The sequence below is a fragment of the Emergencia sp. JLR.KK010 genome (assembly GCF_037018265.1).
Lineage (GTDB): Bacteria > Bacillota > Clostridia > Peptostreptococcales > Anaerovoracaceae > Senimuribacter > Senimuribacter intestinalis.
In genome coordinates, this window is the sequence record NZ_CP143550.1 from 349,358 (window position 1) to 369,869 (window position 20,512).

The window sequence follows — 20,512 nt, forward strand, 5'->3', positions numbered from 1 at the left end:
AGAGGCAATATACCAAGTGTATATCACCCCTCACCGAACAGGAGGCTTTAATGTTATAAAAAAGCACAATATCATTTTAGATTATTTTAGCTTACACTACAATGACAGTAACATGACTATTTACTGTCCTCGGAGTGCTAATATGCGGACAGCCTCGGAGTAAAGTCTGTATGTATGCCGTGTTGTATATCCTTCGAGCTCCGCTATCTCTTCAAGGGACAGCCCGTCGATAAAATAAGATTCTAATACCATACAATATCGGGAATCTCCGAGGGCATCAATATCGACTAATATTTCACTTTTTAGAGCGCGACCTTTCTCTTTCATTCGCAAGATCCTCCCACTAAGTTCTTCTTTGTCTGATATCAAATCACTTATACTAGTAGGGATTCCACCACGCGGCATTCCTGATAGCGATGGAGGCTTAACAGTTTTGATACTCTCGTCTAAGGTCAATAGTTTTTCTTCGAGTCGCTCAATACAGGCTTGATTTTTTCTATAGCGTTTTAAGAATCGCTTTTTTTCCTTAATCATTTGTTTTTCTTTTTCTGTCATGATTCCTCCGCATAATTTTTCATTCAACTCAAAGATTTCCTTTTCAATGGATTTCTCCTCTTCATCAATGTACCACAATTAACCCCGTATTACGAGGTTTTAAAACTATCCTTGTATTTTCGCATCTTGATGAGAAACCGCAGCTGACCTGCTCCCTCTTCATTTTCTCTTTCGATGATGCACTCTGTAAAAACCCAGCCCGGATATAGTTTCTCGAAAATCATTCTATCCTCCGGGCAGCGTTCCATATCCTCTAACTTTTTCTTCGTCAGTTCGCGCCGGTTATCTTTAACGACAGCTTCAACTTTTTTCAGGTTCGTGGATCCGCCCCAGGCTCTTTCGCCGCCAGCCTGTCTTGCCATGTAAAGGCTCTTACCTTCTACTCCGTATTCGTTGTACTGGAGACGGTCAGTATTTGCTCTTCCTTTTCCCCAAATCTGCTCTGCAACATCACGGTCCATGCTGTTTATAATCATATGTACATGGTATCTGACCTTGTTTCCGTTGTTGTCCATGTTGGATATAACGTAAATGTATTTCAAAGGCTCGGTAATGCCTAATCTTTTTCTCGCCCGTTTTAGTCTGCTCACATAATTTTTAATATCTTTCATGACCTCTTCTCTGGTTGTTGGTATATTTTCCTTGTCGTAGGTCAAATCTATATATAAATCTTCTTGCGTAAAATTTAGGTGCACCTTTCTGACAAAATTTCTCTGAGACTTTTTATCATTCAACTTTTTCTGTGCAGGAGTGCTTTCCTGAATCTTTGTTTTCCTTTTGAACTTCTTACATCTATCTGAAACTCTGAAAATTTCTATCTCACAAAAGCTTCCGGTTTCATACACTTTCTGTCTGAGCATTTTCTTCTCCTTATTTAACGCCTCAGTTGTTACTATCCATTACAAGGTCGATATGCTCTACACACGAGCTCATCTTCTTTCCATTATTGTCCTATAGGTATGCCTGGGACTGCTTTTAGGGCTTGTCCCAGGCTTGTTTCTTCTTATATATATGTAGGAATTTATACAATCCCTTCGAGTGCAAATTTTAGCGCTCTTGCTTCTTCCTTTGTCAGCGTTACGCCTTTGCCGCATTTGCTATGGTCTTCCGACCATGCTCTGAGGTCATACTTTGGCGATTTGCCATTCCAGCTTACGCGGTTTAATTCAAGGTTCCATTTTCCGACTTCCCCAATTTTGGCAATCAATTCAACGATTTCAAAATTAACAATTCCCATCTTCGTCGTTCTCCTTCTTAATTCCTTCACGATTTGTTACAACATCCATATGAATCATTGTGGTTTCTTGTCCCTCCATCGTCATAACATGAAACGATGGAACTATCGCAACATTGATTCCCTCTGAAATTAAATAACCTCTTGCGGTGATCACTGCTTTAACTGCTTGGTTTACTGCTGCCGCACCAATAGCCTGTAATTCCGCCTTTCCTTCCTCTCTTATAAAACCTGCAATAGCTCCTGCTAACTTCTTTACATCTGTGTTTCCTTTGACTTTCATTTTTTCTTTTCCTTTCATTTTTTCTCTCTCGTGTTCATGTAAATTCTATCTCCGGCATTTTCAACGCCTTCGACTTCTCTTATCAGACTATAAAGTGCGCCTTCTTCATCTTCTTGTATGATGTCGCCGTTTTCAAATTCTTCCATTGTCATTATTGCACTTACTTTAATTTCGGCTCCAGCTGGCATACTTGATAACTTTTCCATCAGTTCATAGTTCTTCATTTTCCTTCTCCTTTCAATTCCTGTGTATCAATGTCTTTTATAATTCTTTTGAAATTCCAAGCATTTCCAATGCGTACTGATATCCCTGGTGAAAACCTCTTCTTTCATGCTGAAATTCTGCTTCTCCTATTGCGGTTCAGGCAGTGGCTGCCATGCGTCCGTTTCCATTACAAAAAATTCTTTGGAACATTCATCGTTTGGATCAAATGTCATAATTTCCACCAGGCTTACGCACTTATCATTAACGCCATCATAATCCGTTCTACTTATAAGATATCTGCCAGCTATTTCTGGCAGTCTCTCACTGCATGGTATCCATGCATTTTCTGTCGGTATATCGTGAATCATGTCAATAAAATCATGCACATCTGCGTATGGATTGCTAAATAGCCGATTTCTCAGTTCGTCCGCATCTATTAGTCTCATCAATTTTTACCTTAAATCCTCTCTATCATTTGTGTCATAATCTGCTTTAGGGCACAGCGCATTTTTTCTGCCTGCTCTGTGTCTTCGGTTTCCATGGTCACAATGGACTCTGCGCAGCTGCCGAATGCTTTCTGCAGCTGGTCTGCGTAGGCTTTAAAGGTCGCCACTTCGGTATTGGAGTTGTTGGCCAGTTTTCGAGTTAAACGGTCGATTTCCTCAGCGGCCTGCTGGTTGCTTTCCTGCAGCAGGCGCAGGTCTTCACTGACCTTTGCCTTTGCGTCCTCTTCTGCTTTTGCCTGCGCCTCAGCTGCCGCCTTTTCTTTTTCCGCATCTACGGATTCTTTCAGCTTCTTGGATTTCTCCTTTTCCTTGGCCAGCTTGTCCTGCATTTTCTGCAGTTCTGCTTCTTTTTCGGCAAGGGCTGCAGGATCCGCTGCTGGCTGATCGGCAAGTTCAGCTTTCAGACGGTCGATTTCCGCCTTAAGTTCTGCTTGCACCTCCTCTCTGTTTTCTGCAATTGCTTCCATTTCCGTTTCAAGGCCCTGTTTTTCCTCTTTCAGGCGCTTGATTTCATCTTTTAATTCTCGAACGCTCATATCCGGCATTCCGGGATTCTCCATGACCTTTTCGGCCACCTCTTCCGGCGCTTCCAGAATCGCCCAAACTTTTGAAATTTCAATATCCGACAACGTTTTCGGATTTGCAAACACTCCGTTTTCCGTCTCTATTTTTTTCGCCAGTTTCATCATCCGCTCAGCTTTTCGTTTACTGAAGCGTAAATTTTCATTACACCAATCTTCCCACCCACCATGTCCAATTCTACTTTTGATAACATTTAGGTTTTTTCCTGCTCTCGCCGCCAACTCAATACCCATCTTGCCCAGCAGTTCCATCTGGCTCCAATAGAGATTGGCTCCGTTTTTTAATTCTTCTGTTGTCAAACTCTCCAAGTCTACAACTTCTTTGTATTCCACATCTATAATGTCTCCCATGTTTTTTTACGCTGCCGGGGCAGCTGCTCCTTTCTTCTTTCTTTTCACAATTTCCTCTAGCCAACGCTCGGCAAAGGCATTCACTTCGGTTCCTGCGTCACGGTTGCCTTTTCCTCTGCATTGCGCTATTTCGCCGTCTCTAAGTTCCAGCGTTACAAAAGACTCGTCCGGGGCTTCGCACTTTCTGATTACGAAAATGCTGGTTTTCCCATTGGCCGCCCTCTCGACATAGCTGGCAACGCAGTTATTGTTGTTTGCTCCTTCTTCAAAAAATTCCGCTACGCTTCTGAGGGGTCTGATTAGATAAGTACCGTCGGACCAGCTCAGTTTTTCGAGTTTTTCAACCTGTTTCGTGAGTTTTTCATTTTCTGCCCGTACTTTTTCCTCGTATTCTTTTTTCTTCTTTTCTCTCAGCTGCGCAGAGGCTCGCTCATGGGCTACGGCGAAGTCTTTTGCATAAAGGTAATAGTCTGTTTCAGGGTACTTGAGCTCTCTTATCTGTCCAATGTAGTCTTTATATTCACTTAATACAAATCCTCTGGTGTACCCATAACTGCCGTGACCGCAATACGACCTGTTATCTTGGTATAGCTTTTCTAAGTACCTTGCGGTTTTTAGCGGATCCATGCCTTTTAGGTTTACGCCCCATTTCGGTTTTGTCACAAATATCCCGATATCGTCGAAGAACGCAAAGAAGTCTTCCATGTCTTTTTTCCGGATTTTCTTATGATACTTCTTGATGTGCTTGTAGGCTGCGATATGATCGACGTCAAACATGTTCCACTGTCTCAGCTTGTCTATATCCTGACTGGTAGTGCCTAACACGCCGGGCAAATCATTTCTTCGCCAGTTCGGCCGCAGAAACGTACCTGTGCCGTAGATTAAGCTGCTTTCTATCTCGCCTAGCCCTGCTTTTTTCAGATACTCCAGTTGCGGATGCTTGGCGTTTACCGCCAGGCGCTTTACCAAAGCATTGATGTCCGGTCTGCTGTTCGGCTCTATTTCTATTCCTGCGTACTGTAGGAAGCTTTCCTCGACTGCGCTTGCCATACTCTCGTGTATGTAGGGATTCATTCTCGTGATGTCTGCGCATATGTGCGCAGTAGCACATTTGTACCAGCTATTTCCCCATTTTGCATAAGCATTTTGTTCATTCCTTGCAATTTTGACCGTCTCCCCTATGTAAATTTTTCCGTTTAAATCCTTCAAATCACCAAAGGCGCCCTGCTCGTATTTGTAACAGGCATAAAGAATATTGATGTACAAGGACTCAGCCTTTACATTTCCTACCGCCACAGTTCCATCTACGTATACATTTCTTGTGTGAGGATTCGCCTTTCCTTCATGGCCGCACAGCGGACAGATTATGAAGTCGCCCGCTTTGAACTTGTCCATTACATGGATTGTCCTTGCCTTCGGAAACGGCTTTTCCGGATTCGTATAGTCAAAGTATTCTCCGCAGGAAAGGCAAAAGGCCCGCTTTTTGAGCCGGTCATAAATAATCGGGTGGCTGATGGATGTATGCACATACTTCTTGATTCCCTTTGGCAGCACGATGTTCCAAGGGTCTTTCTCAATTCTTAAAACTTCGTATTTCATAGCTGTCTCCTAAAGTAAATCTGTAATGTCTATGACATTTCCGGTAGTTCTCGACTTGTCGTCCGGTGTAATGCTGTAATACGCTTCGACCATGTCTTTGTACTCCTGATCCGGCAGACCGTTTATCTGGAATCCGCTTCCCTGTTTTCTTGCTCGTTCTCTGGCCTTCGACTCGCATTTCTTACAAAAGTCTTCCAGTGTCTTATCTCTCGACAGCAGCTTGTCCGCAACTTTGTCTGTCGTGCAGATTGATGTCAAATGCTCCTCAATAAAAATTGCGAAGTTGTTATTGATTTCCATCGCTTCCGCTGTAATCTTGGCGATGGCGTCATCTGTTTTCTTGCTCATTTCTTCCTCCTAATTTCAGCATATACATGATCTGCTGCAGTTCGCCGTAGGTCATGTGCTTTTCTTTTGCCAGCTGGTTCTTTTCTATCAGGGTGAGTTCGTTCCACATCTTGCAGGCGGTTTCTACTGCTACTTGGTAGTCCCATAAAAAGCGCTGTGCATTTTCTACGGGAATCCGGATGGCGCCGGTTGTCGTTGCAATAACAATTTCTCTCGTCGAAACTGCATAGCAGCGGCTCCTGCCGCTTTGTATGATTTCACAGCCGGCTTCTTTCGCACGCCGGCAAAATTCTTTCAGGTTGATTTTTTGATTCAAATTCATTGCTTTTCTCCTCATTTTGTGGTAAATTAGGAGTAGGTATTGCAGTACCTACTCAACGGCTTGACTCGCTTTTGCGAGTCTTTTTCTTTTTCTCATGAAGCAGGTTTTGTTCCCGCATGGCCAGTGTCCGCGTTTATAGCATTTTACGTGCAGTGGGCACGCTGGACATTCTCTGATTCTTTTCCATAGTCTTTTCATTGTCTCCCCCTATTCGCAGCCGGCACCATAAAGGAGCAGCCACAAGGTAATGATTGGTGATGCGGTAATCAGCAATGTGCATACCGCATATATATAAGCTGCTGCGTCATATTTCAGTGCCAGCTTTTTTAGTTTCTTCATCTCGTTTTCTCTCCCATTCTCTTCTCTTTGCTCGGAGCCAGCTTGTTTCTCTTTCGATTTTCTCAGCGATCCAAGGTTTGTCGTTTTGGTAAAAATGCTTAATCTGGCGTTCCTTAACCGCAATCTGTCTGCTGAGTTTTTCGATTTCGCCGCGGTAATCCGGTTTCGGATTGTAGATATGGTATCTGCAATGAAGCCCCATCGGTGATGGGTCATAATACGCACACTCCATGCAGCAGCTGGTGCAAACCGGCTTTCCTCCAAATTGCGGACACTGCCGGGCTGCATGATAATCAAGATTTCCGCATTTTGGACATGGTATCATTTTGGTGTCAACTCCTGTATGTAATTTCTGCCTATGAGCCGCATCCAGCTTTCTAGCGCATCATCTGCACTAACGCACTCATCAATCTGCTCATCGATGTAAAGTTGTTCGTACGTTTCGTGCCACTTCTGGTTCTCTGCTTTCGCCCAAGGCGTAATGTTCTCCTGCAGTTCGCGGTGTTTCTCCGGGCAAAGATCCACCTGAAAACCATGCTCAATGCTGATTTGCCGGTTAGGTCTTCCCGGGAATACTTCATGGCGCTCAGCGTAAGGGCGCCCGGTGTAAAAACAGATCCTCTCAGGCTTGTCCTTGTATCCGTTGCACTTTTTCTTTTCTCTTGCTGCACGGTCCATTTGTTCAACGGCATATAGGTAGTATTTTTCGTCTATCATGCTTCTGCTATCTCCTCTCTGGTTGCGGTTCGCTTAATCCTGTACTTTTCCCCTGCGTTCCAAATCGTTACTTTGGAACTCCCAAAATCAAAGACGGCTTTGTAGCAGTTACCGTTTACGATTTCAGCGCCTGCACGTTTAAGCAATTTAACCTGCTCGTCTGTCAGCTGAGATAGTGCCTTCTTTTCGTTTTTTCTCGAGATGAAATTGATGTTTGCCATCAGTCTTGCTTTGATTTCTTCCAGTTTCGCACCGCCGCAGGAGCAATCCTTGCTCACCTGCTCATCTGCCGCGTCTTGACTTTCTTCCATAATCGGCTTTGTTTCTCCGCAGTATTTGCACGTGCCTTGGTATGTATCCATCAGTAGACCTCCTTTATAATTGCCTTTAATATGGCTCCATTGCTATATCCTGTTACCAGTAGTCTCTTAGCGCCGCCTGTCTCCCAGGCGATTCCAACATATTCGTCATAAACTTCGCCGGCTTCATCCTGCATATCAAACTTGTATATGAGGCTGTCTACCATGCTATTTTTATCCAGACTCAAAAGCGTTTCTATGCCTCTAACAAAGCGGGACTTTTCTTCAATCATCTGTACTGTCTCTGCTCTCATTCTTCTTCCTCTTGTTCAGCTGGGTTATAACGGACTCGCGCGGCGGGGTCTTTCGACTTTGCAAGATTTTATCAAGATGCTGTTGCTGCGCTTCTTGCAGCAGCTGGTGCACTTCTCTTTCTGCTGCTGTTTCTTGTCTTCGCGGCGCCGGGGCTTGTCCTACTTTCTTCCTGCGCCGCCAGTGTGATTTTCTTGTCATACGCTCAGCCCCTTTTCCTTTGTGCTTCCTTTAGCGGCACAAAGCCTGCAGCTGCCATCGCTTTTCGAGTAAGTTTCGCTTTCACCTCTTCCAGCTCTTTTGGCTCAAAGTCTTCAATCGGTTTTCCGTTTATGTAAATTTCGATTTTTAATGCTGCCACACTTTACATCTCCTTTCTAAAATCTATACGTCATACTTCAAGCTGGATTTCTGCATTAAAAAACACTATGAAAATTCATAGTGTTAAAATGTGTCATATTTTGTTATAATTATGCTAAGCACTGGGATTTGTAAAGGAGTGACTCTATGAGTGATAAAAAACCGATACCAACCCCGGCACCTACACCAAAGAATCCTTCAACGACTTATCAAGATAAGGGCGGTGCAAGACCAGCATCATCACCTCCCCCTCCTCATCCGCCAAAACGGCCTTAGCTATTTATCTCTTGCATGATTTCTTCCCAGTGCTCGTTTATATAGTCTGAATTGTAAAAGTTGAATAAAGTACCGGTTTCCATATCAAAGTAGCTATCTTCAATATAGTTCAATACTTTCAGTTCTGGGGGTTTGTCTTTGTCATGTTCCAAAATCTTTTCAACTTCAGTCACTCTCATGAGTTCAAATTCTTTTCTCTCATTCAAACTGAGGTTTCTGCCTTCTAAGTAACCCGATATCACATAATTTCCATCTTTGTAAATTGATACAACCACCGATTTAAGGTTTCTTTCCTTATTTAAAAAGAAATTTTCCCATACGGTCCGCTGATCTGAATTCATGGGTATAAGTCCATAGTCTTTTTCTGCTCTTTCAATTTGACATCCACGTACCCAGTTCAGAATTTTTTTGTACAAACGATACGCAATGACCGTTACTATTGCGCAAATTCCGATGTACGCACCTAAGAAGTCAAAACGTAACATTCTTTCCATTAACCCATCTATCGAGATTGTTACTTCTTTGTCCATGCAATAAAGAATGCTGTTTTGTACTAGGCATGTTACGGTAGTTACTATTACGCTCAACGTACACGTTGTGATCAGTGTTTCATAAATTGTCGAACTTTCAGGTTCTTTCTTCTCCCGAATACTTTTATATTCATCATATTTTTTTATCAGTAATCCGGGTGCCAAAAACATCAGTATTAAAAAAACTATTTCCATTAAACTTTTCCTCCTGCTTAGAGTATATCCCATTCAACACATTTTAACAACATTTTGTGAGGTCTTATTTTATGCCTCCCCTCGTTAATGCCACTTTCTCGCAGAGGGCGTTTTCTTATGAAATCCAACCTTTTACATATTTTCATGAATACGATTATTACTCGCTATCCATTGCACTTCCTGACTCAAAATACTTTATCCACTCTCTACTTCCAACTCTATCTCCTTGGGCTTGTTAGGATCTGCGAAATCACCTTATTCACATTCTCCCGCAGCTTCTGCTTTTCTTCTTCGGTTTTATCCGCATAAGCTGCATCATTAAATCTTATAGTCACGCCTTTGGCGGTCTTGTACTCTTTTACGATTGCCATAATATGTACCTCATTTAATTCATACAGCTTTACGGTTTGTCCTATGCTCTTTACTTTTAATTGAAATTTCTCCTGCAATGTCAGAGATTATCAATACTTCATTCCCTAAGTCGGTAAACAACTACTACTCCAGAAAAAAGTCTCGAATAAAGATTGAATTTTTCTCTAAGATACTCATTCCATTTTTGGCTTTTGCTATTCCTTTTGGATATCAAATTTATTCAAATCATCAGTCCACAATAGAATAAAGCATACTGCGGCAGCCACATATTTAGTGATTTTCAAATAGTCCACCTTCTTCACCTCCCTCTTCAAAATTTGTCCTTAACTTCTGGATCATCAAAGAACTTCCAGAGAATCTCCAGGCATATTGAGTTAATTGTTCTTCCTCTATACTCAGCTTCTGCTTTTATTTCTTTATACAATTTTTCAGGGATACATAATCCCAGCCTCTTTTTTGATTGCGTCACTTTTGCGTCAATATATTTTTTGACGCATTTTTTATGTTATAATTGCGTCAAAACCACATCACTAAATCATGGAGGTACATTTTATGGCATCTACGCTACCACGTTACACACTTCGCATTCCCCAAGAATATCTTGATAAAATCAGGTATATAGCAGAGGAAAACGGACGTTCCGCAAATAAGGAAATCGAATTAATGATCAAATATCGCATTAAAGAGTACGAGGCACAAAATGGTCAGATTGTTTTTGATGATTAAGTTCTTTGTAAATGATGCTGAGCATTAACTGATTGATGCTCAGCCCTTTTCTTTTTGCCTCTGTTCTTAACAGGTTATCTAATTCATCTGGCATTCGTAATGTAAGTCTAACTGTAGTTCGTTTCACGCTTTCACCTCCCTCTTCAATTCACTTTGTTTACAACAGTAAACTTTTATATTAAAAAAACTTCACTAACCTCTTTTCCCACAGATTTAGCAAGCGCCGACAACGTGCTTAACTTCACATCGATTTTCTTTTGGGTTTCAAGAAATGAAATTGTCGTTCTTGCCACTCCTGACTTTTTAGCCAATTCATCTTGTGTCATACCTTGTTCTTCTCTGCACTTTTTCAAAATATTTTCCATTTCGTTTCCTCCTTTTGCCTTAGTTTACGACAGTAAACTAATTTTGTCAACTACTTTTTGTTTAATATCGTAAACTTTTTCTTGACTTTATAAAATTCAATTTGTATAATGTAGTAAACAAATGAAAGGTGATATTTATGAAACTTGGTGAATTTATACATAACTATAGGGTAGAGAATAAGCTTACCATGCAAGATTTTGCTAATAGGTCGGGGTTGAGTAAAGGGTATATCTCTATGCTCGAAAAGAATCAGCACCCGCAAAGCCGCAGACAACTTACTCCATCATTAGAAACATATCAAAAGATTGCCATTGCTGCTAATCTTTCGCTCGATGAATTGATTTCTGTACTTGATGGAAATGAAATGGTTTCTCTATACAGTGATACCGCTTCCGAGATAGGTGATAGAATCAAAACATTAAGGGAACAGCGCTCCCTATCCCAAGACGCTCTGGCGAATTTCTTAGGAACAACTAAACAAACTATTTACAAATATGAAAGAGGGATAATTACAAATATTCCATCTGATAAGATAGAATTATTAGCCGATGCCCTGCACACTACTCCCGAATGGATAATGGGTTGGGAAAATGAGACCGATGCGTCTTCATCGCCGGAATCCTGCTCAATTACTTCTGATATTGTCGCTTTGCTACAAAGTGAATCCGCTGAAACTCAACAGGATGCTCTCGAACTTGTGAAATATTTTGTAAGCTGCGACACATATAGCAAAGGTAGGCTACTTGCATATGCACAGGGACTAAATCATAGTTCAATTGATAATGATTACGCAGAAATACGGCAGGAAGTAATAAAAGCACGGGAAGAACGAAAACGCAAAGACCGTGAACAATTAGAAGATTGTGCGCCCGTCAAAGAATCAGTTTAGCTTATTTTCGAATTAATTCCTCTGCAGATATGTAATTTCTGCAAATGAATTAAAAAATAATAAAAATTAATTTAGCCCCCTCTTCTCTTGCTGTGTTGTAAATAATGAGATCTTCTACTTTATCATAAACTGCCAATAAATAGGTGTGCTTTAAATCTTTATATTGCCTTTTCATAACTTGTCCTCTCTTTTTAGATTACGGGCACACGATTATAAGTATATGGGACTAAGATTTATTTTGATAGGGTCTATTTTCGGAGGTTATTCTAAAAGAAAGAGATTTTAGGATTGTAATTTAAACCGGGAATACAGAATTTCACAGATACCGACATTATTATGAGCACCAACCTACTAAACTATAAATACTAACTAAGGAGATATTTTTATGGCTTTGAATAAAATTATGTTTAACAATGGCACTCTTTTCAAGTACTCTGCTATGATTCTTCAGTCAAAGATGGATAATGCTTCAAAAGGACTAGCGTCTCCGAATGATTCTGGTATTAATATCTTGGATTTATGTCTTTTTGTTCCTGCGGTAGTAAATTGTGCTTTCGCCTGTGAACTTTTTATGAAGTCCATGTTGTGTAACACCTCAACAGAACATAATCTGGCAAGACTATTTGGGATTCTTAATCAGGATATTCAGGATAAAGTTAGGCAAACATCTATTGCAAAAATGCAAGAGGTTATTCCTGCTTACAATGATATTCAATTTCAAGCAGATTTAAATTCCCATGGCAAAGTTTTTGTGGACTGGCGATATTTTCACGAGGGAAACGCAGATACTGCAAACCTTCAGTTTCTATTTAGCTTTATGGATTCCCTTTCCATTACTGCCAGACAAGAAAATATCTAAGCTTATGAAAGAATGCTTCAACACTTCCGTGAAACATTTATTAAAACAAACATGTTTCACAAAAAAGTATTGACAACACAATTTCAAGATGTTAGAATCGGAGTATCAAAAGAATAGTTTGTATTCTTTTGCATATACTATTTTGGAACGTACTCCGGTGTCCTTCGGGCCCGGGGTCTTTAAATTTTTTGGAGGATATAATCTATGGCGACAAATAGCAACCAAATAAAAGAAAAGAGGTTTAAAGATTATGACGAAATGATTGATTTACTCAAATCTAGAAATGTTTGCATTGATACGAGCGAGCAACGACGTAGCGCAAAAATAATTCTTCAAAGAAATGGATACTATAACGTAATAAACGGTTACAAAATTCCATTCCTTGCCTCAACTCCCCCGAATCCAGAGGAGTATAAAGCTGGAACAACAGTCAATGAAATTTTTGCGGTATATGCTTTCGATCGTTCTATTCGGGAAATTTTTCTAAGGAATATTCTGCATGTTGAAACAAACGTAAAGAATTTAATTTCTTACCGAATTTCTTCAAAATACGGACATGATAATTACCTGCTTTATAAAAATTTTGATACAACCTCAAGAGATGCGAATAACAAAATCACCAAATTGTTTGCCACTATACAAAATCAGATTGCGTCGCATTCATATGATCCAAATATAGCACACTATTTAAAGAATCATGGCTACATACCTATGTGGGTCTTGAATAGTATTCTTTCATTTGGTACGATGAGCAAATTTTATAGTCTTATGAAACAGCAAGATCGACAGTATGTTTCAAAAATTTTCAACCTACAAGACAATACGCTAGGAAATTTTTTGGGATATCTTACTTCAATACGAAACTTTTGCGCCCACGGAAATAGACTATATTGCTTTACCTCTTCGATCCCTTTAGCTGATACAAAGGTTCACAAAAACCTTGCTATTACGCAGGACAAAGGTCATTATGTTAATGGTAGAAATGATCTTTTCGGTGCAGTGATTATTTTGAGGTATTTATTATCAGCAAAAGAATATCGCAGATTCATTTCCGAACTGAATGGAGCTATCAATAAACTATCATCCAAACTCTCTACGATTTCCATTGATGAAATACTAAAAATTATGGGGTTTCCGCAAAATTGGAAAGATGTAAAAACAAAAAATATCATATTATGATTTTAAATATTCTCTATACGAAGAAGGCATATAAACATTAAATCGTACCACATATCCCAAGCAACCTTCCCTGTTTTATTGTAATAAAAACATAAAATCAACGAGGTGAATTATGCTACATAACTTAGATTCCGGCCTATATTCCATCTACCTCCGCAAGTCCCGCGAGGACATGGAAGCGGAGCTACACGGCGAAGGCGACACCCTGCTGCGGCATGAGCGCCGGCTGATGGATCTTGCCAAGAAAATGAATTTGAATATTGGTCAGGTTTACCGGGAAATCGTTTCCGGCGAATCTATTGACGCCCGCCCGGAAGTCAAGAAGCTGATTCACGATGTGGAACAAGGCAAATGGAAGGGCGTTCTTGTGGTGGAAGTAGAAAGGCTTGCCCGCGGCGATACGCTGGATCAGGGCATCATTGCCAGGGCTTTTACAATCTCTGGTACCAAGATTATCACACCGCTGAAAATCTATGACCCGGCAAACCCATCCGACATGGAATACTTTGAGTTCGGCCTCTTCATGAGCCGCAGAGAATACGCTACCATCAACCGCAGAATTCAGGACGGCAGAAGGATTTCCACCATGGAGGGCAAATGGATTTACGGAGACGCCCCTTACGGCTACGAACGCATTAAAATCCCTAATGATAAAGGCTACACGCTGAAACCTCTCGAGGAAGAAGCGGCAGCCGTTCTTTTGATGTATCAGTGGTATGCAAATGAGCATGTTGGCTCTTATACTATCTCTATCCGTCTCGATGAGCGTGGGTACCGAAACCGCCGGGGTGAGAAGTTTTCTCCGTCCTCTATCCGCGATATCCTAAAAAATCCGGTCTACGCTGGATATGTAACCTGGGGCAAGCGCCCGGAGGTCAAGCAGATTGAAAACGGTCATGTCGTGAAAAAGAGAATCCAGGGCGGGCCAGAAATGATTTTGAAACGCGGACTTCATGATCCGGTAATCCCACAAGAGCTTTTCGACGCTGCGCAGGCAGTTCGTTCTACAAGAGCAGTCAGACCCAATAACTTTGCCTCTGGCAGTCTGCAGAATCCGCTGGCTGGCATCGTCACCTGTGCGTGCTGCGGGCACACTATGCGCCGGCAGAAAGATAATAAAGGAACCGATCGTTACCGCCTTGTCTGCAATACGGTCCGCTGTGAGAATATCTCAAGCCGCTTTGACCTTGTAGAAGACGCCATCATTGACGCTCTGCAGGCATGGACCGACAATTATATCCTAAGATTGGAGAAGCATACAAAAGAAACTGATACCTTTGAGGAAGATTTAGAGCGCCTGAAAGCCGAGCGTGCTACACTGGAATCCCAAAAAGGCAAGCTATTTGATTTCTTAGAACGTGGTATTTATGACGAGGATACTTTCATTGAGCGAAACAAGAATCTGGCTGGCCGTATTGAAGAAGTGCAGCAGCACATCGAAAATCTGATTGCCCGTCACCGGGAGCAGGCAGCCCAGATGAGCACCGAAGAATTTATAAAACAGGTGAAACACGTGCAGGACGCTTACGGCAGCTGCAGCACCAACGAAGAGAAAAACATGCTGCTAAAGAGCATTTTTAAGAGGATTGACTATATCAAAAAAGAAAAAGGACCGGGAAAAGAAACCGCCTTTAGCCTCGATTTCTACCCGGTTGTGGATTTTTCACGTCATTGACATTCATCATTGATGGTAGTATGTGTAGCCCCACTCATAGGTCATAATCAGCGCATAATCCACAATTTCCCCAATCTGCCTGTAATCATGCCCCTGATAAATGCTTCCCTGCTGCGCATCGGAAGTCTTAGGTGCCAAAGCCGCCGTTACATAGTAGCCCTGCGGTCCCAGCAATTCTTTCGTCTGTCGAATCAATTCTACATAGTCCTGCCTATTTTCCACTGGTACAAACTCAAAGTCAAAATCTATCCCTGCGAGTCCTTTTCTTTGAATCGTCTGCAAGATGTTGTTTACCAAATTTGTGCATGCCTGCGGATTCGAAAGTAAAATGCCTGCGGTTACATCATTAAAAGTTCCCGACTCGTCCAAGGGTGTCAGCACCATCATCGGTTTTACCCCTGCAGTGTATGCTGCCTGAATCAGGTTCTCGTCGTTCAAATCCACAACACCGCCCTCTGCAGTGATTCCATAGCTGAAATTTCCCAGAAAGGTCAAATCCGACAGCCAGGAAGAAAGTACCCATGGCTCAATAGACGGATAAGCATAGCCGCTCACAACAATTATTTTCATTTATAAGCCCCCATTCTCATATTACAGAATACGGAGCCGGGCATCTTTTTAGAACTCCTGCAGCACAGCAAATTCCATTCCCGCTTCACCAGTCACGCCGCAATAAATTTCCTCAGTAAAGCGTCCAACCCCAAAATAGTGCGTCAGCATTTGTTTTGCCGTTACGGGCATTTCCAACTCTAAAACGTCCTTTATAGGAATCCAACGCAGTATGCCCTCGTCTGTACATTCATTTACAGCCGCGCCTTCCCTTAGCTTTGCAAAGAAATAGTAATTCTGTCTGATTTCTCCATTTTTTAGCCGCAAAGTTACATATCGCATTTCTACAGAAGTAATATCGCTTTCACAAAGCCCTGCTTCTTCTTGTAATTCCCGCAGCATACAGGCTCTTGGCTTATTCAGTTCCTGCGGCTCAAAATGTCCTCCAATACCGCACCAAGAAGGCGCAACCACCTTTGAGCCAATCCTGTAGAGCATAAGCATGCTCCCATCCTTTTCTATATAAATCGCAGTCATATTTCGCAGCGCAGCTTCCTTCATACTTTTCATTGACAATTCCTCCTTAGCCTTCATTTTACTCCGAATTTTTCTTCTGAGCAATCCTTTCCTAAAATATGGACGCGCTGATTGACATTTCTGAGGCGCTTAACGCATCTATCGATTGGTTGCTCCTCAACGAAAAAGGTGATCAGACGGTCCCTTTGCAGAAAAGTGATGTTGAACTGAAAACGGTCCAGGTCAAATCCCGGGATGAAATTCAATCTGATTTAATGATTGGTATGCGGTAGTTCGTGCTGCAGAGAATCCGGCGCGCCATAGTCTCAAGATTTTTTTGGATATCCGGCGTTCACCCCATGAAAAATGCCATCTTCTAAGCGTTTTTTTGTATACATGGCGTCAGCCATCCGCCAAACGCCATATTGGGATTCATTTTCTAAAAAACTGGCGCGCGCCTGCCGCCTGGTACTTACTTTTTTGATATTTTGTTGTAGGGTGCTAAATTTTTTCCGACTATCTGTCTGCATTCTGTTCTGCCGCCGCCATTTTTTCTTAAAAAGCTTTTGTATCTGGCACTTTCTCATAGGTCCGCGCCATGTATACAGAGATCAAGCTCAAAATTGGCGCGGGCAAATCACCGGCATATCTTATTTTTCGGTCTGCTAAGCTTACTCCCATACCCAAACCTGACTGACTGACTGCTTCAAGCCAGTTCGCTGACCTAAAGCCGAAAAAAGCTGTCTCGTTTTATTTGAGACAGCCCCGTCATATATATCAGCAGAAATAACTAAGCCAAGCTTTTGCCAAGAGCTCTGCAATCAGCCTCCGCATCTGCATCTGGCGCTTCATTGCAAATTACACAAGAGCACGCAATGACAGCTTCATCTTCAATACAGCGATCTTCCCAGCTGCGCATCCATTCTCCATCGCCCCATCCGTATGAGCCAAACAGTGCAATCTTCTTTCCTGCAAGCTTCTTCTCGCACCGTTCAAACATCGGTAAAAATTCGCTGTCTTCCAGTTCCTCTGCTCCCATAGACGGGCAGCCGAAGGCGACAGCCTCATACTGATCCATCAAATCTGCAGAAAACTTTGATGCACGATAAAGCGTTGCATCTGCGCCAGCTTCTACTGCTCCGGCAACAACCTGCTCTGCCATCTTTTCAGTATTTCCTGTTCCACTCCAATATACGACTGCAATCTTACTCATGTTTTATACCTCTTTTCTTTCATTTTATATATTTACACAGCCACAGTGAGCTGCAGCAAAGACTTGCCTTCATAAAAAAGCCGTTTATAGACCATTTTACATTTATCAAACTTTGCAAACAGTTTCACAGCCTCGCACTCGTTGCAGTAAACCTTCCAGCAGCCACTGCATTTACTGTTTCTGCCTGCATTTTCTATAAAACCGACCACATCACCCAGCGGATAACCTAAAAACAATCCAATCTCATGAGGAAAGTCTCCTTCTTCTATGAATCTTTGGCGCAGCTTTGCAATGGCGCTGCTCGGCGTAAATGCCTCATATCCCTGCTCCCGCAAAAATTCTGCTGCTCCAGGGCGGTTAAGGTCTTCCTGCAGTTTTTTCTCACGATAGACATAGATCAGTGCGCTATGATCAAACTTTCGAAGAATTGCAACAGAAACGCCTTTCAACGATAACTCACTATTTAAAGTTCTAATGTAACCGTATAATGCCTGTTCCGATTCAAATCTATAGTTAAATAAATTTGCTGTTTTTAGTGATGCCAGCGTTGGTGAGCAGTGCTCGATCAAATAGTTCTCCATTTTCCGTTCTCCTGTATCAACTCCTGTTGTTCTTCGTCATTGGTTAGTTTCAACTAACCCATCTCTAAAAATAAAACCGCCTCTCGTTTCTCTCGGCGTTAGTTAGTTAGTATAGTTAGTTCTGACTAACTATACTACAATTTTCACCCCCTGTCAATAGAAAAATTCATTTCACTATTACTGCTCTTCTGTATGGCAAATTTGCAATTCAGCTTTTTTTAGTCTATGCTGCCGAATTTTTTCTTCTATGTTTGAAATTTCCTCTGAACAATCCGTAACTTGTACCTTGTCATACAATTTGAACATCAAATTAATTTCCAATCCCTTATCTCCCATAGAAATAGAAATATCATCTGCAGAAGATATAATTGCAACAAAATCTGACAAACCCATATCATTATCCAATATAAGTTCGTCACCTATATAAGTCAGAGTCCCAATAAATTCTTGCTCGTCAACATTTAATATGATATGCCCGCCTTGTATCCACGCAATTTCATAAAGTAACGGGTATAATACTTCTGTAAGCACTCGATATCGCTCGTTATTTCTTTTTTTCAGAAATTGCGATTCTTTTGCTTCTAATAATGTTGCCAACAACTGAAATTCTTCTTTTCCATAGTCCGTCATTGAAATTTTTTCCATTTGTTTTAATCCCAGCGTTCTTTGCCGATGTTGCGTTAGAAAATCTGCTTCTTTTCTCATAATATTCTCCTATTACAATTTGACTTTTCACTATCCTGTGCACAAATTACTGCAATTCAATACCGTATTGACGTTGTTATGAGTTTATAAGAATCTTAAAAAGAATTATACCACATTTAAGCCCGATAAAAAACAATTTTTACTAGATATTTCAAAATAAATTCAACATTTCAGCCCGATAACAAGGCTTATAAAAAAGTTATTCTATATCACAGGGAGGTACGAATATGAATGTAAGTTTTATCGGTGAACGCATAACGGAGTTACGTCTAAAAAAGAACGTCTCTGAATATCAAATGTCCTATGATTTAGGACACAACAAAAATTACATCAGAGCAATCACTTCCGGTCGCTCATTGCCATCAGTAACAGGATTATTTAATATCATCGAATACTTCGGACTAACGCCATCAGAGTTTTTTGACAATGAACGACCGCAAATGATTAGAAAAGCGATGGAATATATGGAACAACTTGATGAAGAAGACATGGTAATACTGCTGAATATCATGCAGCTAATTTGCCAAAAAAGAAAACAATCTGACTAAAGATCATTTTGGTAGTTTAAATCTCCTTATTCCATATATAAAACACAAAAATAGAGAATTATTACCGGCTTATTTACAAAAAAGCCACATTTCAGCCCGATATCATATTTTTTAAAAAAGTTATCATAATGAAAATGGAGGTGGCAGTAATGAAAGCAAAATATATTGGTGAACGCATCACAGAATTGAGACTAAAAATGAAGGTCTCTGAATATCAAATGTCTTACGACCTTGGGCATAATAAAAACTATATTAGAGCAATTACATCTGGCAGATCGTTACCGTCAGTAACAGGTTTGTTTGATATTATTGATTACTTTGGTTTAACACCATCAGAATTTTTTGATACTGACTACTGGAATGATATGTCCGAGGATATATAATCATAATAACACTTTATAGTAAGATAGCACTTTGCGCAAAAACCTTAAAACCTCTGAAAAATTAAGGCATTTAAGGTTTTTTTGTAGTACTTCTGATGTTCTGACCTTAAAAATAAAAAGCCCGCACATGGCAGGGTGAATTGACTATTGCATAATCTTTTCATTCGTGGTATATTGGTGTCAAGAGGAAACCGGAAAAAACGGTTACCAAAGTTTTACGACTTAGCCGCTACATTTTGATCGATGGGAGCGGCTATTTTTTTATGTAAGCAATGATTAGTGATACTACTATTCCTAAGACTGTAAATACAACCATTAAGATTTCATAATCCGTCATTGTAACACCCCCTCTCTGAGGGGTAACCGCTTTAAACCTTCGTCCTCTTGACTATATGTATTATACTACACCCCGTTCCTGCGGACAAGGCACTTTATTTTGCATTACTTTCCGGCAACCCCGCTGCTGTTAAACTGCTAGAAGATGCAAATTATAGAAGACAGCGACATACAAGTATCGAAGTTAATTAAAGCCCCCTATCACCAGACAGCTCTTAAAGCAAACATTTCACAAATGTTAGCACGCAATCCCCCTCAAAAGTCTTTATCTTGACATCAAAACTAAAATTTGAATATAATGGTCGTTCGTTTTCCAAAAGAGTAAAGGCAAAAAGAAGAAAGCCGAAACCCCAGATAATTCAAGGTTTTCAGCTTTTCTAGTGGTACCCCCGGCGGGAATCGAACCCACAACTATGCTTTAGGAGAGCACTGTTATATCCATTTAACTACGGAGGCGTATTCAGTTTAAAGAAGTGTCCTTAACGAACACTTTTTTATCATACCACTTTTTTGACAGAAATTCAATGTCTTTTCAAAGTTCTACAAAGTTAATGTTATTTTATGGAAGATTGCACGCTTTCACAAAAAGATTTCAAACTCTGCA

General features: G+C 40.9%; 33 protein-coding genes and 1 tRNA gene. 7 read left to right on the top strand and 27 right to left on the bottom strand.

Features of this window, described 5'->3' with window-relative positions; translation table 11 throughout:
- Positions 1 to 120: 120 nt before the first annotated feature.
- The 19 genes from V1225_RS01685 to V1225_RS01775 form a co-directional block, all read right to left on the bottom strand.
- Entirely contained in the window at positions 121 to 555 is a 435-nt protein-coding gene (locus V1225_RS01685) for a hypothetical protein (RefSeq protein ID WP_338547394.1), read from the bottom strand.
- A gap of 89 nt (positions 556 to 644) precedes the next feature.
- The gene (locus V1225_RS01690; protein WP_338547396.1) at positions 645 to 1,415 is read right to left on the bottom strand and encodes a hypothetical protein; all 771 of its coding nucleotides are present in this window, start codon (positions 1,413 to 1,415) and stop codon (positions 645 to 647) included.
- A 161-nt stretch (positions 1,416 to 1,576) separates the two neighbouring features.
- Positions 1,577 to 1,792, bottom strand: a complete 216-nt coding sequence (locus V1225_RS01695) for a PC4/YdbC family ssDNA-binding protein (protein WP_338547398.1) — start codon at positions 1,790 to 1,792, stop codon at positions 1,577 to 1,579.
- A complete protein-coding gene (locus tag V1225_RS01700; RefSeq protein ID WP_338547400.1) occupies positions 1,779 to 2,090 on the bottom strand; it encodes a stage V sporulation protein S in 312 nt (103 codons plus the stop codon). The genes V1225_RS01695 and V1225_RS01700 overlap by 14 nt, the downstream gene beginning before the upstream one ends.
- Positions 2,087 to 2,296, bottom strand: coding sequence for a hypothetical protein (locus V1225_RS01705; RefSeq protein ID WP_338547402.1), 210 nt, complete (start codon positions 2,294 to 2,296; stop codon positions 2,087 to 2,089). The genes V1225_RS01700 and V1225_RS01705 overlap by 4 nt, the downstream gene beginning before the upstream one ends.
- 126 nt (positions 2,297 to 2,422) lie before the next feature.
- Positions 2,423 to 2,722, bottom strand: coding sequence for a DUF551 domain-containing protein (locus tag V1225_RS01710; RefSeq protein ID WP_338547404.1), 300 nt, complete (start codon positions 2,720 to 2,722; stop codon positions 2,423 to 2,425).
- Positions 2,723 to 2,733: 11 nt separating this feature from the next.
- On the bottom strand, positions 2,734 to 3,696 hold the full coding sequence (locus V1225_RS01715; protein WP_338547405.1) for a DUF3102 domain-containing protein: 963 nt from the start codon (positions 3,694 to 3,696) through the stop codon (positions 2,734 to 2,736).
- Positions 3,697 to 3,720: 24 nt separating this feature from the next.
- On the bottom strand, positions 3,721 to 5,313 hold the full coding sequence (locus V1225_RS01720) for a PcfJ domain-containing protein (protein WP_338547406.1): 1,593 nt from the start codon (positions 5,311 to 5,313) through the stop codon (positions 3,721 to 3,723).
- A 9-nt stretch (positions 5,314 to 5,322) separates the two neighbouring features.
- Positions 5,323 to 5,661 (bottom strand): hypothetical protein, encoded by a 339-nt coding sequence (locus V1225_RS01725; protein ID WP_338547408.1) that lies wholly within the window; start codon positions 5,659 to 5,661, stop codon positions 5,323 to 5,325.
- The gene (locus V1225_RS01730) at positions 5,642 to 5,983 is read right to left on the bottom strand and encodes a hypothetical protein (RefSeq protein WP_338547410.1); all 342 of its coding nucleotides are present in this window, start codon (positions 5,981 to 5,983) and stop codon (positions 5,642 to 5,644) included. The genes V1225_RS01725 and V1225_RS01730 overlap by 20 nt, the downstream gene beginning before the upstream one ends.
- A 207-nt stretch (positions 5,984 to 6,190) precedes the next feature.
- Positions 6,191 to 6,322 carry a hypothetical protein gene (locus tag V1225_RS01735; protein WP_338547412.1) on the bottom strand — a complete coding sequence of 44 codons (132 nt, stop codon included), beginning with the start codon at positions 6,320 to 6,322 and terminating at the stop codon, positions 6,191 to 6,193.
- Positions 6,288 to 6,647 carry a hypothetical protein gene (locus V1225_RS01740; RefSeq protein WP_338547413.1) on the bottom strand — a complete coding sequence of 120 codons (360 nt, stop codon included), beginning with the start codon at positions 6,645 to 6,647 and terminating at the stop codon, positions 6,288 to 6,290. The genes V1225_RS01735 and V1225_RS01740 overlap by 35 nt, the downstream gene beginning before the upstream one ends.
- Positions 6,644 to 7,039, bottom strand: coding sequence for a hypothetical protein (locus V1225_RS01745; RefSeq protein ID WP_338547414.1), 396 nt, complete (start codon positions 7,037 to 7,039; stop codon positions 6,644 to 6,646). Before V1225_RS01745 ends, V1225_RS01740 begins: the two co-directional genes overlap by 4 nt.
- Positions 7,036 to 7,401, bottom strand: a complete 366-nt coding sequence (locus V1225_RS01750; RefSeq protein ID WP_338547415.1) for a hypothetical protein — start codon at positions 7,399 to 7,401, stop codon at positions 7,036 to 7,038. The genes V1225_RS01745 and V1225_RS01750 overlap by 4 nt, the downstream gene beginning before the upstream one ends.
- On the bottom strand, positions 7,401 to 7,652 hold the full coding sequence (locus V1225_RS01755; protein WP_338547417.1) for a hypothetical protein: 252 nt from the start codon (positions 7,650 to 7,652) through the stop codon (positions 7,401 to 7,403). Before V1225_RS01755 ends, V1225_RS01750 begins: the two co-directional genes overlap by 1 nt.
- Positions 7,624 to 7,851, bottom strand: a complete 228-nt coding sequence (locus V1225_RS01760) for a hypothetical protein (RefSeq protein ID WP_338547418.1) — start codon at positions 7,849 to 7,851, stop codon at positions 7,624 to 7,626. The genes V1225_RS01755 and V1225_RS01760 overlap by 29 nt, the downstream gene beginning before the upstream one ends.
- Positions 7,852 to 7,855: 4 nt before the next feature.
- The gene (locus V1225_RS01765; protein ID WP_338547420.1) at positions 7,856 to 8,011 is read right to left on the bottom strand and encodes a hypothetical protein; all 156 of its coding nucleotides are present in this window, start codon (positions 8,009 to 8,011) and stop codon (positions 7,856 to 7,858) included.
- Positions 8,012 to 8,282: 271 nt separating this feature from the next.
- The gene (locus V1225_RS01770) at positions 8,283 to 9,011 is read right to left on the bottom strand and encodes a hypothetical protein (RefSeq protein ID WP_338547422.1); all 729 of its coding nucleotides are present in this window, start codon (positions 9,009 to 9,011) and stop codon (positions 8,283 to 8,285) included.
- 218 nt (positions 9,012 to 9,229) lie between these two features.
- Positions 9,230 to 9,382 carry a hypothetical protein gene (locus tag V1225_RS01775; protein ID WP_338547424.1) on the bottom strand — a complete coding sequence of 51 codons (153 nt, stop codon included), beginning with the start codon at positions 9,380 to 9,382 and terminating at the stop codon, positions 9,230 to 9,232.
- 553 nt (positions 9,383 to 9,935) lie between these two features.
- Between V1225_RS01775 and V1225_RS01780 the strand changes: the two genes are divergently transcribed.
- Complete coding sequence (locus V1225_RS01780; protein ID WP_338547425.1) at positions 9,936 to 10,109, top strand: Arc family DNA-binding protein; 174 nt, start codon at positions 9,936 to 9,938, stop codon at positions 10,107 to 10,109.
- Positions 10,110 to 10,282: 173 nt separating this feature from the next.
- Here the strand turns inward: V1225_RS01780 and V1225_RS01785 are convergent, their stop codons facing one another.
- The gene (locus V1225_RS01785) at positions 10,283 to 10,474 is read right to left on the bottom strand and encodes a helix-turn-helix domain-containing protein (protein WP_338547427.1); all 192 of its coding nucleotides are present in this window, start codon (positions 10,472 to 10,474) and stop codon (positions 10,283 to 10,285) included.
- 137 nt (positions 10,475 to 10,611) lie between these two features.
- Here V1225_RS01785 and V1225_RS01790 point away from each other — a divergent pair, with 137 nt between their 5' ends.
- The 4 genes from V1225_RS01790 to V1225_RS01805 all read left to right on the top strand — a co-directional run bounded on the left by V1225_RS01790 (position 10,612) and on the right by V1225_RS01805 (position 15,077).
- Positions 10,612 to 11,364, top strand: coding sequence for a helix-turn-helix transcriptional regulator (locus V1225_RS01790; RefSeq protein WP_338547429.1), 753 nt, complete (start codon positions 10,612 to 10,614; stop codon positions 11,362 to 11,364).
- 385 nt (positions 11,365 to 11,749) lie between these two features.
- The gene (locus V1225_RS01795; protein WP_338547431.1) at positions 11,750 to 12,223 is read left to right on the top strand and encodes a hypothetical protein; all 474 of its coding nucleotides are present in this window, start codon (positions 11,750 to 11,752) and stop codon (positions 12,221 to 12,223) included.
- 204 nt (positions 12,224 to 12,427) lie between these two features.
- Positions 12,428 to 13,402, top strand: coding sequence for an Abi family protein (locus V1225_RS01800; protein ID WP_338547433.1), 975 nt, complete (start codon positions 12,428 to 12,430; stop codon positions 13,400 to 13,402).
- A 112-nt stretch (positions 13,403 to 13,514) separates the two neighbouring features.
- Complete coding sequence (locus V1225_RS01805; protein WP_338547434.1) at positions 13,515 to 15,077, top strand: recombinase family protein; 1,563 nt, start codon at positions 13,515 to 13,517, stop codon at positions 15,075 to 15,077.
- A gap of 6 nt (positions 15,078 to 15,083) precedes the next feature.
- Here the strand turns inward: V1225_RS01805 and V1225_RS01810 are convergent, their stop codons facing one another.
- The 6 genes from V1225_RS01810 to V1225_RS01835 all read right to left on the bottom strand — a co-directional run bounded on the left by V1225_RS01810 (position 15,084) and on the right by V1225_RS01835 (position 18,641).
- Positions 15,084 to 15,647 carry a glycosyl hydrolase family 18 protein gene (locus V1225_RS01810; protein ID WP_338547436.1) on the bottom strand — a complete coding sequence of 188 codons (564 nt, stop codon included), beginning with the start codon at positions 15,645 to 15,647 and terminating at the stop codon, positions 15,084 to 15,086.
- Positions 15,648 to 15,695: 48 nt separating this feature from the next.
- The gene (locus V1225_RS01815; RefSeq protein ID WP_243151218.1) at positions 15,696 to 16,196 is read right to left on the bottom strand and encodes an NUDIX domain-containing protein; all 501 of its coding nucleotides are present in this window, start codon (positions 16,194 to 16,196) and stop codon (positions 15,696 to 15,698) included.
- A 272-nt stretch (positions 16,197 to 16,468) separates the two neighbouring features.
- A complete protein-coding gene (locus V1225_RS01820) occupies positions 16,469 to 16,672 on the bottom strand; it encodes a hypothetical protein (RefSeq protein WP_338547438.1) in 204 nt (67 codons plus the stop codon).
- 260 nt (positions 16,673 to 16,932) lie between these two features.
- Positions 16,933 to 17,355, bottom strand: a complete 423-nt coding sequence (locus V1225_RS01825) for a flavodoxin (RefSeq protein ID WP_251616965.1) — start codon at positions 17,353 to 17,355, stop codon at positions 16,933 to 16,935.
- Positions 17,356 to 17,387: 32 nt separating this feature from the next.
- A complete protein-coding gene (locus V1225_RS01830; RefSeq protein ID WP_161909161.1) occupies positions 17,388 to 17,936 on the bottom strand; it encodes a DUF3793 family protein in 549 nt (182 codons plus the stop codon).
- A 177-nt stretch (positions 17,937 to 18,113) separates the two neighbouring features.
- The gene (locus tag V1225_RS01835) at positions 18,114 to 18,641 is read right to left on the bottom strand and encodes a hypothetical protein (protein ID WP_251616962.1); all 528 of its coding nucleotides are present in this window, start codon (positions 18,639 to 18,641) and stop codon (positions 18,114 to 18,116) included.
- A 227-nt stretch (positions 18,642 to 18,868) separates the two neighbouring features.
- Here V1225_RS01835 and V1225_RS01840 point away from each other — a divergent pair, with 227 nt between their 5' ends.
- Together V1225_RS01840 and V1225_RS01845 are read left to right on the top strand one after the other, a co-directional pair.
- Positions 18,869 to 19,189 carry a helix-turn-helix transcriptional regulator gene (locus V1225_RS01840; RefSeq protein ID WP_160201892.1) on the top strand — a complete coding sequence of 107 codons (321 nt, stop codon included), beginning with the start codon at positions 18,869 to 18,871 and terminating at the stop codon, positions 19,187 to 19,189.
- 149 nt (positions 19,190 to 19,338) lie between these two features.
- Positions 19,339 to 19,572: a helix-turn-helix transcriptional regulator gene (locus V1225_RS01845; RefSeq protein WP_251616959.1), complete on the top strand. Its 234-nt coding sequence runs from the start codon at positions 19,339 to 19,341 to the stop codon at positions 19,570 to 19,572.
- 717 nt (positions 19,573 to 20,289) lie between these two features.
- Here V1225_RS01845 and V1225_RS01850 read toward each other — a convergent pair.
- A tRNA-Arg gene (locus V1225_RS01850) sits at positions 20,290 to 20,364 on the bottom strand.
- Positions 20,365 to 20,512 lie beyond the last annotated feature (148 nt).

What these genes read in the sequence shown, in the direction of transcription:
- V1225_RS01775 (WP_338547424.1), bottom strand. Translation starts at nt 9,382, where the DNA reads ATGGCAATCGTAAAAGAGTACAAGACCGCCAAAGGCGTGACTATAAGA.
- V1225_RS01695 (WP_338547398.1), bottom strand. Translation starts at nt 1,792, where the DNA reads ATGGGAATTGTTAATTTTGAAATCGTTGAATTGATTGCCAAAATTGGG.
- V1225_RS01750 (WP_338547415.1), bottom strand. Translation starts at nt 7,401, where the DNA reads ATGGATACATACCAAGGCACGTGCAAATACTGCGGAGAAACAAAGCCG.
- V1225_RS01825 (WP_251616965.1), bottom strand. Translation starts at nt 17,355, where the DNA reads ATGAGTAAGATTGCAGTCGTATATTGGAGTGGAACAGGAAATACTGAA.
- V1225_RS01845 (WP_251616959.1), top strand. Translation starts at nt 19,339, where the DNA reads ATGAAAGCAAAATATATTGGTGAACGCATCACAGAATTGAGACTAAAA.
- V1225_RS01785 (WP_338547427.1), bottom strand. Translation starts at nt 10,474, where the DNA reads ATGGAAAATATTTTGAAAAAGTGCAGAGAAGAACAAGGTATGACACAA.
- V1225_RS01835 (WP_251616962.1), bottom strand. Translation starts at nt 18,641, where the DNA reads ATGAGAAAAGAAGCAGATTTTCTAACGCAACATCGGCAAAGAACGCTG.
- V1225_RS01800 (WP_338547433.1), top strand. Translation starts at nt 12,428, where the DNA reads ATGGCGACAAATAGCAACCAAATAAAAGAAAAGAGGTTTAAAGATTAT.
- V1225_RS01735 (WP_338547412.1), bottom strand. Translation starts at nt 6,322, where the DNA reads ATGAAGAAACTAAAAAAGCTGGCACTGAAATATGACGCAGCAGCTTAT.
- V1225_RS01770 (WP_338547422.1), bottom strand. Translation starts at nt 9,011, where the DNA reads ATGGAAATAGTTTTTTTAATACTGATGTTTTTGGCACCCGGATTACTG.
- V1225_RS01805 (WP_338547434.1), top strand. Translation starts at nt 13,515, where the DNA reads ATGCTACATAACTTAGATTCCGGCCTATATTCCATCTACCTCCGCAAG.
- V1225_RS01730 (WP_338547410.1), bottom strand. Translation starts at nt 5,983, where the DNA reads ATGAATTTGAATCAAAAAATCAACCTGAAAGAATTTTGCCGGCGTGCG.
- V1225_RS01745 (WP_338547414.1), bottom strand. Translation starts at nt 7,039, where the DNA reads ATGATAGACGAAAAATACTACCTATATGCCGTTGAACAAATGGACCGT.
- V1225_RS01705 (WP_338547402.1), bottom strand. Translation starts at nt 2,296, where the DNA reads ATGAAGAACTATGAACTGATGGAAAAGTTATCAAGTATGCCAGCTGGA.
- V1225_RS01795 (WP_338547431.1), top strand. Translation starts at nt 11,750, where the DNA reads ATGGCTTTGAATAAAATTATGTTTAACAATGGCACTCTTTTCAAGTAC.
- V1225_RS01810 (WP_338547436.1), bottom strand. Translation starts at nt 15,647, where the DNA reads ATGAAAATAATTGTTGTGAGCGGCTATGCTTATCCGTCTATTGAGCCA.
- V1225_RS01790 (WP_338547429.1), top strand. Translation starts at nt 10,612, where the DNA reads ATGAAACTTGGTGAATTTATACATAACTATAGGGTAGAGAATAAGCTT.
- V1225_RS01720 (WP_338547406.1), bottom strand. Translation starts at nt 5,313, where the DNA reads ATGAAATACGAAGTTTTAAGAATTGAGAAAGACCCTTGGAACATCGTG.
- V1225_RS01755 (WP_338547417.1), bottom strand. Translation starts at nt 7,652, where the DNA reads ATGAGAGCAGAGACAGTACAGATGATTGAAGAAAAGTCCCGCTTTGTT.
- V1225_RS01685 (WP_338547394.1), bottom strand. Translation starts at nt 555, where the DNA reads ATGACAGAAAAAGAAAAACAAATGATTAAGGAAAAAAAGCGATTCTTA.
- V1225_RS01725 (WP_338547408.1), bottom strand. Translation starts at nt 5,661, where the DNA reads ATGAGCAAGAAAACAGATGACGCCATCGCCAAGATTACAGCGGAAGCG.
- V1225_RS01760 (WP_338547418.1), bottom strand. Translation starts at nt 7,851, where the DNA reads ATGACAAGAAAATCACACTGGCGGCGCAGGAAGAAAGTAGGACAAGCC.
- V1225_RS01710 (WP_338547404.1), bottom strand. Translation starts at nt 2,722, where the DNA reads ATGAGACTAATAGATGCGGACGAACTGAGAAATCGGCTATTTAGCAAT.
- V1225_RS01830 (WP_161909161.1), bottom strand. Translation starts at nt 17,936, where the DNA reads ATGGAGAACTATTTGATCGAGCACTGCTCACCAACGCTGGCATCACTA.
- V1225_RS01690 (WP_338547396.1), bottom strand. Translation starts at nt 1,415, where the DNA reads ATGCTCAGACAGAAAGTGTATGAAACCGGAAGCTTTTGTGAGATAGAA.
- V1225_RS01815 (WP_243151218.1), bottom strand. Translation starts at nt 16,196, where the DNA reads ATGAAAAGTATGAAGGAAGCTGCGCTGCGAAATATGACTGCGATTTAT.
- V1225_RS01740 (WP_338547413.1), bottom strand. Translation starts at nt 6,647, where the DNA reads ATGATACCATGTCCAAAATGCGGAAATCTTGATTATCATGCAGCCCGG.
- V1225_RS01820 (WP_338547438.1), bottom strand. Translation starts at nt 16,672, where the DNA reads ATGCAGACAGATAGTCGGAAAAAATTTAGCACCCTACAACAAAATATC.
- V1225_RS01700 (WP_338547400.1), bottom strand. Translation starts at nt 2,090, where the DNA reads ATGAAAGGAAAAGAAAAAATGAAAGTCAAAGGAAACACAGATGTAAAG.
- V1225_RS01840 (WP_160201892.1), top strand. Translation starts at nt 18,869, where the DNA reads ATGAATGTAAGTTTTATCGGTGAACGCATAACGGAGTTACGTCTAAAA.
- V1225_RS01780 (WP_338547425.1), top strand. Translation starts at nt 9,936, where the DNA reads ATGGCATCTACGCTACCACGTTACACACTTCGCATTCCCCAAGAATAT.